Origin of the sequence: Halomonas sp. IOP_31 (genome assembly GCF_021151495.1) — a bacterium.
Classification (GTDB): Bacteria; Pseudomonadota; Gammaproteobacteria; order Pseudomonadales; family Halomonadaceae; genus Modicisalibacter; species Modicisalibacter zincidurans.
The window spans coordinates 24253-36621 of record NZ_JAIRBP010000016.1; the positions used below are offsets into that span (position 1 = coordinate 24253).

Consider the following 12369-nt stretch of genomic DNA (forward strand, 5'->3'; position numbering starts at 1 on the left):
ATGACCGGCGCCCGCCGCGGTGCAATCCTGCTGCTTTCCCTTGATGAGGACAGCGCGGCGGAAATCTTCAAGTTTCTGGGTGCCAAGGAGGTCCAGGAAATCAGCATGGAGATGGCCAGGCTCGATCAGGTCTCCCACGAGGAGATGAGCCAGGTGCTCGCCGAATTCCATGACGAGGCCGAGCAGTTTACCGCCGTCAACCTGCACTCCAGCGAGCACATCCGCTCGGTACTGACCAAGGCGCTGGGCAGCGACCGCGCCTCGGGCCTGATCGAGGACATCCTCGAGAGCACCAGCAACGCCTCGGGCATCGACTCGCTGAACCTGATGGAGCCGTCGATGGTCGCCGAGATGATCCGCGACGAGCATCCGCAGATCATCGCCACGATCCTCGTGCATCTCGAGCGTCACCAGGCCGCGAGCATTCTCGAGCTGTTCGACGATAAGCTGCGCAACGATGTGGTGCTGCGAATCGCCACCTTCAGCGGCGTTCAGCCGGCCGCCTTGCAGGAGCTCACCGAAGTGCTCGGCGGCATGCTCGACGGCCAGAACCTCAAGCGCAGCAAGATGGGCGGCGTGAGGACCGCGGCCGAGATCCTCAACCTGATGAACTCCGCCCAGGAAGAGATCGTCATCGAGACGGTGCGCGCCCACAGCGAGGACCTGGCGCAGAAGATCATCGACGAGATGTTCCTGTTCGAGAACCTCATGGACATCGACGATCGAGGTATCCAGTTGATTCTCAAGGAAATCGACACCAACTCGCTGGTTATCGCGCTCAAGGGTGCGCCGGACGCGCTGCTCGAGAAGTTCATGGCCAACATGTCGCAGCGCGCCGCGCAGATGTTGCAGGAAGATCTCGAGGCTCGCGGCCCGATCCGCGTGTCCCAGGTCGAGGCCGAACAGAAGGCGATTCTGCAGATCGTGCGCCGACTCGCCGACAGCGGCGAGATAGCGCTGGGCGGAGGCGACGACAGTTATGTCTGATCATCTGGTCAGCCCCGAACGCGACGACGGCGCCTGGCAGCGTTGGCGGATGGATGAGCTGGGCAGCCCCGACCACCAGTTGCGCAGCCAGCGCGAACGCCGCGAGCGAGTGCGCCAGCAGGCCGCCCAGCGCCAGGCCGAGCTCGACGCGATGCGCGAGCAGGCCCGCAAGGAGGCCTGTCAGGCCGGTTATCAGGAAGGTTTCGAGCAGGGCCAGCAGGCCGGCTACGAAGCCGGTCTTGACGAAGGCCGCAAAGCCGGCGAAGCCGAGATGCAGCGTCAGACCCGCGACACGCTACAACCGTTGCTACCCCTCGCCACGCAGTTTGGCGAGGCGCTGGCCGCCCTCGACGAGGAGATGGCCGAGCACCTGGTCGACCTGGCGCTGGCCACCGGTCGGCAACTCGCCGGCGAAGCCCTCGAGGCACGCCCCGAGGCGATTCTGGATGTCGTTCGCGAGCTCCTGCACGTCGAGCCGGCGCTCTCCGGGCGGCCGCGTCTGTGGCTGCATCCCGCCGACCTGACCCTGGTCAAGGCTCAGCTCGGTCACGAATTCGAGGCCGCCGGCTGGCAGTTGCAGCCCGATGACCTGGTGAGCCGCGGCGGCTGCCGCGCGACCAGCGCCAGCGGCGATCTCGACGCCACCCTGGAATCGCGCTGGGAGACCATCGCCAATCAGGTGCGACGACGCAACACCGCCATCGACGCCGGCGAGAAACCGTCATGACCAGCCTCGGCGAAATCAACCGCCATCAGGGCCATTGGCGCAATGCGCTCGGCGGCGTTCACCAACGCGTCAGCGCGCTACCCAACTATCGCACCAGCGGGCGCATCGTGCGTGCCACCGGCCTGGTGCTCGAGGCGGTCGGCCTGCGCATCCCGCTGGGCAGTGCCTGCCGCATCGAGCTCTCGTCGCAGACGAGCGGTCCGGGTAGCTCCTCTGCACGCTACGCCGAGGCCGAAGTGGTCGGCTTCTCCGGCGAGAAGCTGTTTCTGATGCCCCTCGAAGAGATCAGCGGGCTGCTGCCCGGTTCACGGGTCCTGCCGCTGGGCGAGGGCCACGAAGCCAACAGCAGCGCACGGCGCTTTCCGCTCGGCGATCTGCTGCTGGGCCGCGTGGTCGACGGCAACGGCCGGCCGCTGGATGGCAAGGGGGCATTGCACGACGTGCGCCACGCGCCATTGGCCACGCCCCCCTTCAACCCCATGGCGCGGGCGCCGATCGATGCCCAGATCGACGTCGGCATTCGCGCCATCAATGGCCTGCTCAGCGTCGGACGTGGCCAGCGCATGGGGCTGTTCGCCGGTTCCGGGGTGGGCAAGTCGGTGCTGCTCGGCATGATGGCCCGCTACACCCAGGCGGATGTGATCGTGGTCGGGCTGATCGGCGAGCGCGGCCGCGAAGTTCAGGATTTCATCGAGAACATCCTCGGCGAAGAGGGTCGCCGCCGGGCGGTGGTGGTCGCCGCGCCCGCCGACACCTCACCGCTGCAGCGTTTGCAGGGCGCCTCCTATGCCACGCGGCTCGCCGAGGATTTCCGCGATGCCGGGCGCAACGTGCTGCTGATCATGGACTCGCTGACCCGCTATGCCATGGCTCAGCGCGAGATCGCCCTGGCGATCGGCGAGCCGCCGGCGACCAAGGGTTATCCGCCCTCGGTGTTCGCCAAGCTGCCCGGCCTGGTCGAGCGCGCCGGCAACGGCCCCAGGGGCGGCGGCTCGATCACCGCTTTCTATACCGTGCTGACCGAGGGCGACGACCAGCAGGACCCGATCGCCGACTCGGCGCGGGCGATTCTCGATGGCCATATCGTGCTCTCGCGCCAGCTCGCCGAGGGCGGCCATTACCCGGCCATCGATATCGAGGCATCGGTCAGCCGAGCGATGACCGCCATCGTCAGCGACGAACATCACCGCCGCGCCCAGCAGTTCAAGCAGTGGGTCTCGCGCTATCAGCGCAACCGCGACCTGATCAGCGTCGGCGCCTACACCCCGGGGCACGATCCGCAGCTCGACCAGGCGGTGTCGATGTTCCCCGCGCTCGAACGTTTCTTGCAACAGCGCATCGACGAACGCGCGAATATCGACGAAACACGGCAGGTATTGGACGGATTGATTAGTGCCTGAGCGCGTACTCTGGCCACAGTCAGACCGACCAGAATCGGGTAAACCACCATGACTCAAGCGTCACCGCTGGACACTTTGATTTCGCTGACCCGCGATTCCCGCGACAACGCCAGCCTCAAGCTGGCCGAACTGCGCCGCGCGCGCCGCGATGCCCAGGCCCAGCTGGATACGCTGTTCCGTTATCGCCAGGAATATCGCGAGCGCCTGCAGGGGGCCATGGCTCAGGGCATCGGCCCCGATAGCTGGCAGAATTATCAGCAGTTCCTGGCCTCGCTGGACAATGCCATCGAGCGCGCCCGCCAGGCATTGAGCGAGCGCGAGCATCAGCTCAACCGGGGCCAGCAGCACTGGCAGGACGCGCAGCGCAAGCTTTCCGCCTACGACACCCTGGTGGATCGGCGCCAGCAGCGCGAACAACAGCGCGTCTCGCGGCTCGAACAGCGCCACAACGATGAAATGGCCAACGGCCTGCTGCTGCGCCGTCAGCAGAACGAATCCCGACACGGGTCGAGCCACTAGGCTCCCCTTGAAAAGCCAGGAGCCCGTCACATGGCCATGTCATCTCTGCCTGCCGTCACTTCCGGTCAGCCAGCCTCGCCCCAGGGCGGCAAGCCCGCTCAGGACGATCGGTCTGCCGGCGGTTTCGCCCAGCTGTTCGCGCAGGCCAGTCAACCCGGCAAGCCGGCTGGCGGCGTCGAGGGCGGCAGTGCACGCGGTGCAACGAACAGCGCAACGAATCGCTCGGCCGGATCCCTTGCCGACGCCGCTGGCGAGCAGAACGACTCCGATGATGCCATGACGCTGGCCAGCGATGGGGCACAAGCCTTGCTGAGCCTGCCTGCCCAGGCTGGCGCCGTACTGGCCACGAGCAAGGGTGCGCTGGCAGGCAGCCAAGCGACAGTGCTCGCCGCGGCGACCGCGGATGCCAACCCCGGCGGTACCGGCAACGGGCTGATCTCGGGGTTCGCCAGCGACGAGCTGGCGGGGATTCAGGAACGCCTCGACACCCTCGCCCGCTTCCGCGACAACACCCCGCTCAACCCGCTGGGCCAGGCCATTGCCCAGGTCCAGCAGGTGAGCCAGCAAGGCGGGCTCGAGCGTAACCTGTTGAGTCAGGCCGGCGGCAACGCGCTGAAGGCGGCGCTTGACGCTACCGACCTGAAAAACGGCCAGCCGGTGTCGCTCGGTACCGGCGGGACAGTGACCGACGATAAAGCCGCCGCGGGGGCTTCCGCTACTGCCGGCGCTGCCAACTCGGCCAGCATGGGAGCGCTCAGCAACGGCGGTGCCACGCTGAACTGGACGCAGCAATTGCAGACCCAGGTCGCCGCGTCGCCTGGCGGTGCAGGCGCCCAGGGCCAGGGCGGAGGCGGCGCCTGGCTGTCGAGCATCAGCGAGAGCCTGAGCGCCGCTCGCACCGGCAACGCGGAAACCTCCGCCATGCCCCTGCATGCCGGCGCGGGGTCGGGTGCGACACCCTCCACCGCCACGCTCAGCGCCAGTGTCGTCCAGACGCCCACCCTGAGCGCCCCGTTGGCTTCGGCCGAATGGCAGCAGAGCCTCGGCCAGCAGCTCGTCAATCTACAGCAGCGCGGCGGCCAGCGCGTGCAGCTGCACCTGAATCCAGCCGAGTTAGGCCCGCTGTCGATCAGCCTCAAGGTCGATGATCAGCTGGCCCAGGCCCAGTTCATGTCGGCCAATCCGCAGGTTCGGGCCGCCGTGGAACAGGCCATCCCGCAATTGCGTGAAGCGCTCGGCGAAGCCGGCATCCAACTCGGCGAAGCGATGGTCGGCGACCAGCAGCCAGGCCAGCAACAGGGCCAGGACGGCACCGATGCGCATCGCGTCGCCGGGTCCATGGGCTCCGGCACCCATAGCGTCACGAATGATGCCCTCGATGACGCAGCGCTCGGCCTTGCCGGCGGCCTTGCCATCAGCGGCGTGGATCTCTACGCCTGAAGGGCGGGCCGGGCGAACCCGGCAATCCCAGGCCTTCACTAACCTCGTCGGCGGCCAGTAGGCCTGAATGCATCAGCCGTCGCCCCGGGTCACGGCACGTTTCGCAAAACCCCGAGATAGCCGTAAATCGGCAGCCTTTTTCGGCCACTCCGAAAGCCCCGCTGCCGGCATACTTTCCCCATCACGATCAACGACGGCGTAAGCAATGGCCAAGACGAAGACCGAAGGCAAGAAGAGCAAGCCCTGGTGGCTGGCGGGACTGCTGATCATCCTGTTATCCGTGGCTGGCTCGGTGGGGGTCTACTTGCTGCTCGATTCCCGCTCAGTCGCCAGCGAGGATGAGGTAACCCAAGCCGCACCGCCCGCCGAGGCAAAACCGCCGATCTTCGTGCCGGTACAGCCGTTCACGGTCAATATCCAGAGCGACGACTATTCGCAGCGCTTGCTGTATATCGGCCTTTCCCTCAAGGTCGGTGACGAGCAGAGCAGTGAGCTGGTAAAGATGCATATGCCGCAGGTGAGAAGCCGGCTGCTGATGCTGTTGTCCAGCCAGAACGCCGACGATCTGATCACGCCGCAGGGCAAGGAGAAGCTGTCACGGCAGATCCTGGCGCTGTTCGACCAGCCCTTCAGCGAGCCGCAGCCGACGCTGGTCGTCGATGACGTACTCTACACTGACTTCATTGTGCAATAGGACATCATGGCTCAAGACGATCTGCTCTCGCAGGATGAGATCGACGCCCTGCTCAAGGGCGTCAGCGGCGAGGAAGAGACCCCGGCCCAGGATTCGACGGCTGGCTCGCGCGTGCGGCCCTATGACCCGGCCACCCAGCATCGGGTCATTCGCGAGCGTCTGCATGCGCTGGACATCATCAACGAGCGCTTCGCCCGCCAGTTCCGCATGAGTCTGTTCAATCTGCTGCGGCGCAGTGCCGACATCACCGTCGATAGCGTGCGCTACCAGAGCTACAGCGATTTCGCGCGCCATATTCCAGTCCCCACCAACATCAATCTGATCGGCATGAAGCCGTTGCGCGGCACCGCCATGGTGGTCTTTCCGCCCAACCTGGTGTTCATGGTGGTCGATAATCTGTTCGGCGGCGACGGGCGCTTTCTGACCAAGTCGGAGGGTCGCGAGTTCACGCATACCGAGCAACGCATCATCCAGCGCCTGTTGCGGCTGGCGATCGATGCCTATCACGACGCCTGGAAGTCGGTCTATCCGCTGGAGATCGATTACATCCGCTCCGAAATGCAGGTGCGCTTCGCCAACATCACCAGCTCGCCCAATGAAATCGTGGTCAACAGCAGCTTCCATCTGGAAGTCGGCAACCTGTCCAGCGATTTTCAGATCTGCATGCCCTATTCGATGATCGAGCCAATCCGCGACCTGCTGTCGGGACCGTTGACCGACAGCAACGCCGAGGAGGACCGCCATTGGGGCCAGCGCATGGCCGGCGAGATCAAGGAATCCCAGGTGGAACTGACCGCCGACTTCGCCGACGTCACGACCACTCTGGGCCGCGTGATGTCGCTCAAGGAAGGCGACGTGCTGCCCATCGAGTTGCCGGACATCGTCGCCACCCGGGTCGACGGCGTACCGGTCATGCAGTGTGAATACGGCAGCCAGCATGGCCAGCGCGCGCTACGCGTGCGCCGTCTGATCGATCATGCGGCATCCAATGCCAAGTTTTTTGCTCCCGGCCTGACCGCCGCCGGCGCCAAGGAATCCGACAATGACTGACCCGAAGAACCCCGACCAGCCGCACTCCGACGACGATTGGGCAAGCGCCATGGCCGAACAGACTGCCGAAGGCGACGCTGCCGCCGACGACCCCTGGGCGGCGGCGTTCGCCGAGCAGGAAGAAGCCGAACATCAGGTCGAGGAACAGCCCCAGCCGCTACCCGGCAATGCCCAGGCCGCCGGCGACGCGGTGTTCAAGCCGCTCGACGGTGCGAGCGGTGCCAACGGCTCGATGCGCGATCTCGAGATGATCATGGACATCCCGGTCAAGCTGACCGTGGAACTGGGTCGCACCCGCCTGACCATCAAGCAGCTGCTGGAACTCGCCCAGGGCTCGGTCATCGAGCTCGACGGCCTCGCCGGCGAGCCGATGGACATCCTGATCAACGGTTACCTGATCGCCCAGGGCGAAGTCGTGGTGGTCGACGACAAGTATGGCATCCGCATTACCGAAATCATCACCCCCTCCGAGCGGGTTCAAAAGCTCAACCGATGAATCAGACTTCCGCAACCCAGGATGCGGCCGAGTCCATCGGCAGCGCACAAGGCGACCTGATGGGCCTCGCCGTGCTCGGCAAGACGGCGCTCGCGCTGGGGCTGGTGATCGCCGTGATCTTCGCCTGCAGCTATCTGTTGCGGCGCATCAACGCCGCACGCGGGCGAGGCGATCGTCATCTCAAGGTCGTGACCAGCACCGCCATCGGCCAACGCGAGCGGGTGGTCATCGTCGAGGTCGAGGGCACGTGGCTGGTGCTGGGTGTGGGCGGCGGTCAGGTCACGACGCTGCACGAACTGCCGGCACCCAGCGAACCCGAACGCGCTGAAAGCGCCTCTGCCGAAGCACGGAGCTTCGCCGCACGCTTCGCCACGGCGCTGCGCGCCAATGCGCGTGGCACGCTGGGACGGCGCGACAGCCGCTCCGGGCGTGGAGAGGACGAATGATGAATTTTCTGCGTCCAATCCAGGAGCCCGCTCGAGCGCGAGATGCCCTCGCCAGCTGGCGGCTCGTCGTCCTGCTGCTATTGGCCACGCTGGCCCTCGTCTCGCCGCAGGCGCTGGCCCAGTCGGTGCCCGGGCTGACCAGCCAGACTCTCGCAGGCGGCGGCCAGCAGTGGTCGCTGAGCCTGCAGACCTTCCTGCTGCTCAGCTCGATGGCCTTTTTGCCGGCCCTTCTGCTGATGATGACCAGCTTCACCCGGATCATCATCGTGCTCGGCCTGTTGCGCACCGCCATGGGCACCGCGTCGGCGCCGCCCAATCAGGTACTGCTGGGTATCGCGCTGTTCCTGACGTTTTTCATCATGTCGCCGGTGCTTCAGCAGGTCTACGACCAGGCCTGGCAGCCATTCTCCGACCAGCAGATCAACTTCGACGTGTTCCTCGAGCAGGCCAGCCAGCCGTTTCGCGAGTTCATGCTGGCCCAGACCCGCGAGCCGGACATCGCCCTGTTCGCGCGGCTGGCCGATGCCGGCACGTTCCAGGGCCCCGAGGACGTGCCGATGAGCGTGCTGCTGCCCTCGTTCGTGACCAGCGAACTCAAGACCGCCTTTCAGATCGGCTTTACGATCTTCATCCCGTTTTTGATCATCGACCTGGTGGTTGCCAGCGTGCTGATGTCGCTGGGGATGATAATGGTACCGCCGGCAACCATCTCGCTGCCGTTCAAGCTGATGCTGTTCGTGCTGGTCGACGGCTGGCAACTGCTGATCGGCTCGTTGGCCGAAAGCTTCTACTTTTGAACCGCCCTATCCTGTTTTCCCGGCTCTCCCTCTCGACACGAGCCGCCGCCGCAAGCCTTCAGGAGGCCTTGATATGACACCGGAAATGGTGATGAGCATGGCTTACCAGGGCATGAAAGTGACCCTTTACCTGGCCGCGCCACTGCTGCTGACGGCGCTGGCCGTCGGTCTGCTGGTCAGCCTGTTCCAGGCCGCCACGCAGATCAACGAGACGACCCTGTCTTTCATTCCCAAGATTCTCGGGGTCTTTGCCGCCCTGGTACTGGCCGGCCCCTGGCTGATCCAACTGATCGTTCAGTTCACCACTGAACTGTTCAAGAACATCCCGTACATGCTCGGGTAGGTCGACAGCGGATGATCGAGGTCACTTTCGACCAGCTGCAAGGCTGGATCGTCGCCTTCCTCTGGCCCTTCATGCGCCTATCCGCCTTCCTCATGGCGGCACCGCTGTGGGGGCATAGCAGCATACCCCGGCAGTCCAAGATCGCCCTGGCCGCTGTACTCGCCTATGTCATCGCGCCGACGCTGCCGCCTCTCCCCGACGTACCGATCATCTCCTGGGAAGGGCTCGGCATCATGATCGAGCAGACCCTGATCGGCGTGGCGATCGGTCTGATCATGCGCATCGCACTGGCCGTGGTGATGGCCGCCGGCGAGTATATCGGCCTGCAAATGGGTCTGGCCTTCGCCACCTTCTTCTCGCCGGATACCGGTACCAATACCATGGTTCTGTCGCGATTTCTGTACATGATCACGCTGCTCATGCTGCTGGCATTCAATGCCCATCTGGTGGTCATCGAGATTCTCGCCGAATCCTTTCGCACGCTGCCGATCGGCATACAGGCACTCAATCCCGACGCTTTCGAGTTCATCGCTCGCTACACCAGCACCATCTTTACCGCAGGGCTACTGCTCGCCCTGCCAGTGGTCGCGGCGCTGCTGATCATCAATCTGTCACTGGGGATTCTCAACCGCGCCGCACCGCAGCTGACGATCTTTTCGATTGGCTTTCCCATGACGCTGACCGTGGGACTGGTGCTGATCGCGGTACTGATGCAGGATTTAGGGCGCTTTCTGGAGATACTGTTCGCCCAGGCTGTTTCGACGATGCGCGAGATGCTCGAGCTGCTGGCCAGCTAACCCGCGCCTCCGGCTGATCATAAGCTCGTCGGCGTGCCTCGACACCGAGCCGAGAAACTTTTTCCGCCATCGGGTACCTTAGAGAGACTGCCTTGCCCCATCCGGTCAGACGAGACACCCCATGAACCGCACAGATCGCCGCTCCTCCCATCGTCTCGTTCGCGGGGTGGCAAATGCGTTCGGCATCGGCCTGCGTCGTCGCCTGGGCCTGGGGCTGCTCAAGCTGGCGCTGACCATCGCCAGGATGGCGGATCGACTGTTGTCCGGCGGCGATAATCCGCAATCAACCGCGTTGCCCAGCGGTCGCCACCCCACGCATCTGCGCACGCTGCAAGCCTGGTTGCAGGCTCGCAAGGCGGGTCTGCAGGCCATGGATGTCGATCCACTGACCGGAATCGGCACCCGCCAGGCCGCGCTCGGAGAAATCGGCCGACTCATCGAGCACAGCGAGAACTTCGTGCTGCTGCGCATGAGCATCAACAATCTCAAGACCATCAACCAGCATCTCGGCAACGGCGTCGGCGATCAGCTGCTGGTCGCGCTGGCGCAGCGGCTGCTGCAATTGCAGTTCCATCGAGGCCAGGTCTACCGGCTCGGCGGCGATGAATTCTTGATGCTGGCGGCTTGTCCCGCCAACCCGACGGAGCTGCACGAACACCTGCGCCAGGCACTTTGCCAGCCGCTCGAACTGGAAGGCACGTCGCTGATCCCCTCGCTCTCGCTGTCGGCGCTCAGTTACCCCGAGCATGGCCAGGAAGCTCGCCGCCTGCTGCGCCGCTCGGGCATCGCCCTGTCGCTGGCTCGCCAGGGCCATGACGGCTACCGCGTCTATCAGGAGGAACTCGATCTGCGCGACGACCGTGAACGGCAACTGCTACGCGACATGGTGCTGGCCGTGCGCGACGACCAGCTGCGCGTCGTCTATCAGCCCAAGATTCATATCGCCGACGGCCGCATTGCCGGCTTCGAGGCCCTGCTGCAATGGCAGCATCCGCAGCTCGGGCTGCTGCAGGCCGATACATTCCTGCCGCTGGCGGTCGCCTCCGGCCATATGGCGCTACTCGGCGACTGGATGCTCGAGCAGGTGATCGGCCAGATGGCCGGATGGGCGGCTAAGGGGCGCCCGCAGCATGTCGCCGCCAACCTCTCGGCGGTCGACCTGGAGGATGCCCAGTTGAGCCGACGAATTGCCGGCTGGCTGGCCGAGCGGGGGGTCGATCCACGGCTGCTGATGCTCGAGGTCACCGAGCAATCGATGATGCGCGAGCCGGCCCTGGCGGCACGCTTGCTGGGCGAGTTGCGCGAATCGGGCATCCAGGTCGCCATCGACGATTTCGGTACCGGCTATTCCTCGCTGACGCAACTACGCCGCTTGCCATTGGACGTGCTCAAGATCGACAAGTCCTTCGTGCTCGACTTGCCCAACCAGCCCGATGATGCGCTGATCGTCGATGCGACCATTGCCCTGGCTCACCGCTTCGGCCTGCTGGTCATCGCCGAAGGGGTGGAAAGCCGCCGGCACCTGGACCTGCTGGCCGCAGCCGGCTGCGACCAGGCCCAGGGCTTTCTGATCTCGACGGCCCTGGACGCCGACGCCGTGCTCGGCTGGCTCGACACGTATTCGCCTTCAGCGCGGTACAACGTCGCAGGTTCCTGATGAGACTTGAATTATTTGGTTCTTCGCAGATCAGCGTGAAACGTCAAGGCCTCGCTATTGGGAATAAATTGCCTCCCACGCGACCCGGCCTGGATGGCCATTTGGAGCATGGGGCCGGGGATTTTTGTGGGAGGGAACTTGTTCCCGATTGGCGCCGCAGGCGCCCGGCATGGCCGGGAAGGTACAGTGCCCGCCGCCATCGCGAATGAATTCGCTCCCACAAGGACAAGCTAACCGGCAGGGGGCTGTGGGAGGGAGCTTGTTCGCGATGATCTGTGCCGCATTTCCCGGCAAAATGCGATGAACCAATTATTTCGACAGCCTCCGCAAGTTCTGCGATTTATTGACGCCGCAGATGACCGATCGGCATCTCCAGACGCTGCTGGCCATGCAGCAGGTTGAGCAGCACGATCGCCCGCTCCTCGCCCTTTTGACTCTCGAATACCGCCTGCAGGGCACGGAACGGGCCGTCGCTGATCTCGACCGTTTCGCCGGCACGAAAATAGACGTTGGCGGTATGCGCTTCGGGCTGCTGGCCGGCGCTGTCCTGCAAGGTCGAGACCAGCTCGTCCTCGACCGGTAACGGCTCGTCACCGAAGCCCACCAGCTTGAGCACGCCGCGGGTCGAGCGGATCGGCCGCCAGTTGCTGTCCAGCCGATCGAGGCGGATGAACAGATAATAGGGAAACAGCGGTTCGTCGAGCCAGCACAACTTGCCACGGCGCTTCTTCTGGACCTGGAGCACCGGGTGAAATATTTCATAGCCCTGATTGTCCAGATGCTCGGCGGCACGAAAGGACTCGCCGCCCTTGCACTGGATCAGATACCAGCGGGGCACGGCATCGGGATTGGCCATGGCCGGGTTGTCGTTCGATTCACTCATCAGGCATCCTCGCGCAGAGCCGCTATTCCTGAGCCGCCGCCGTACAGCGATCGGCGATTGATCCAAGCTGCGGAAACCCCGTAAGTTATCCGCTGGCCTAGGACGTTTGACCGATTCAGCCAGTCTAGCATCG

14 protein-coding genes are annotated in these 12369 nt (G+C 64.6%); 13 read left to right on the forward strand and 1 reads right to left on the reverse strand.

What is annotated here, in order from left to right; all coding sequences use genetic code 11:
- From fliG to K7I12_RS10110, 13 genes are all read left to right on the forward strand, one after another.
- Positions 1-987, forward strand: coding sequence for a flagellar motor switch protein FliG (gene fliG, locus K7I12_RS10050; RefSeq protein ID WP_422723643.1), 987 nt, complete (start codon positions 1-3; stop codon positions 985-987).
- Complete coding sequence (fliH, locus tag K7I12_RS10055; RefSeq protein ID WP_231664059.1) at positions 980-1714, forward strand: flagellar assembly protein FliH; 735 nt, start codon at positions 980-982, stop codon at positions 1712-1714. Before fliG ends, fliH begins: the two co-directional genes overlap by 8 nt.
- Complete coding sequence (gene fliI, locus K7I12_RS10060; RefSeq protein ID WP_231664061.1) at positions 1711-3114, forward strand: flagellar protein export ATPase FliI; 1404 nt, start codon at positions 1711-1713, stop codon at positions 3112-3114. Before fliH ends, fliI begins: the two co-directional genes overlap by 4 nt.
- Before the next feature lie 48 nt (positions 3115-3162).
- Positions 3163-3633, forward strand: a complete 471-nt coding sequence (fliJ, locus tag K7I12_RS10065; protein ID WP_231664062.1) for a flagellar export protein FliJ — start codon at positions 3163-3165, stop codon at positions 3631-3633.
- A 30-nt stretch (positions 3634-3663) separates the two neighbouring features.
- Positions 3664-5073 carry a flagellar hook-length control protein FliK gene (locus K7I12_RS10070; RefSeq protein ID WP_231664063.1) on the forward strand — a complete coding sequence of 470 codons (1410 nt, stop codon included), beginning with the start codon at positions 3664-3666 and terminating at the stop codon, positions 5071-5073.
- Between the two features lie 205 nt (positions 5074-5278).
- A complete protein-coding gene (gene fliL, locus K7I12_RS10075; RefSeq protein ID WP_231664064.1) occupies positions 5279-5767 on the forward strand; it encodes a flagellar basal body-associated protein FliL in 489 nt (162 codons plus the stop codon).
- Positions 5768-5773: 6 nt separating this feature from the next.
- Complete coding sequence (gene fliM / locus K7I12_RS10080) at positions 5774-6817, forward strand: flagellar motor switch protein FliM (protein ID WP_231664065.1); 1044 nt, start codon at positions 5774-5776, stop codon at positions 6815-6817.
- Positions 6810-7313 (forward strand): flagellar motor switch protein FliN, encoded by a 504-nt coding sequence (gene fliN, locus K7I12_RS10085; protein WP_031383663.1) that lies wholly within the window; start codon positions 6810-6812, stop codon positions 7311-7313. The genes fliM and fliN overlap by 8 nt, the downstream gene beginning before the upstream one ends.
- Positions 7310-7759, forward strand: coding sequence for a flagellar biosynthetic protein FliO (fliO, locus tag K7I12_RS10090; RefSeq protein WP_031383664.1), 450 nt, complete (start codon positions 7310-7312; stop codon positions 7757-7759). Before fliN ends, fliO begins: the two co-directional genes overlap by 4 nt.
- Entirely contained in the window at positions 7759-8556 is a 798-nt protein-coding gene (gene fliP / locus K7I12_RS10095; RefSeq protein WP_035575553.1) for a flagellar type III secretion system pore protein FliP, read from the forward strand. The genes fliO and fliP overlap by 1 nt, the downstream gene beginning before the upstream one ends.
- A gap of 73 nt (positions 8557-8629) precedes the next feature.
- On the forward strand, positions 8630-8899 hold the full coding sequence (fliQ, locus tag K7I12_RS10100; protein ID WP_031383666.1) for a flagellar biosynthesis protein FliQ: 270 nt from the start codon (positions 8630-8632) through the stop codon (positions 8897-8899).
- Between the two features lie 11 nt (positions 8900-8910).
- The gene (gene fliR, locus K7I12_RS10105; protein WP_031383667.1) at positions 8911-9696 is read left to right on the forward strand and encodes a flagellar biosynthetic protein FliR; all 786 of its coding nucleotides are present in this window, start codon (positions 8911-8913) and stop codon (positions 9694-9696) included.
- 121 nt (positions 9697-9817) lie between these two features.
- Positions 9818-11353, forward strand: coding sequence for a putative bifunctional diguanylate cyclase/phosphodiesterase (locus tag K7I12_RS10110; protein WP_231664066.1), 1536 nt, complete (start codon positions 9818-9820; stop codon positions 11351-11353).
- 340 nt (positions 11354-11693) lie between these two features.
- Here K7I12_RS10110 and rfaH read toward each other — a convergent pair whose 3' ends face one another.
- A complete protein-coding gene (rfaH, locus tag K7I12_RS10115; protein WP_231664067.1) occupies positions 11694-12236 on the reverse strand; it encodes a transcription/translation regulatory transformer protein RfaH in 543 nt (180 codons plus the stop codon).
- Between the last annotated feature and the right edge of the window lie 133 nt (positions 12237-12369).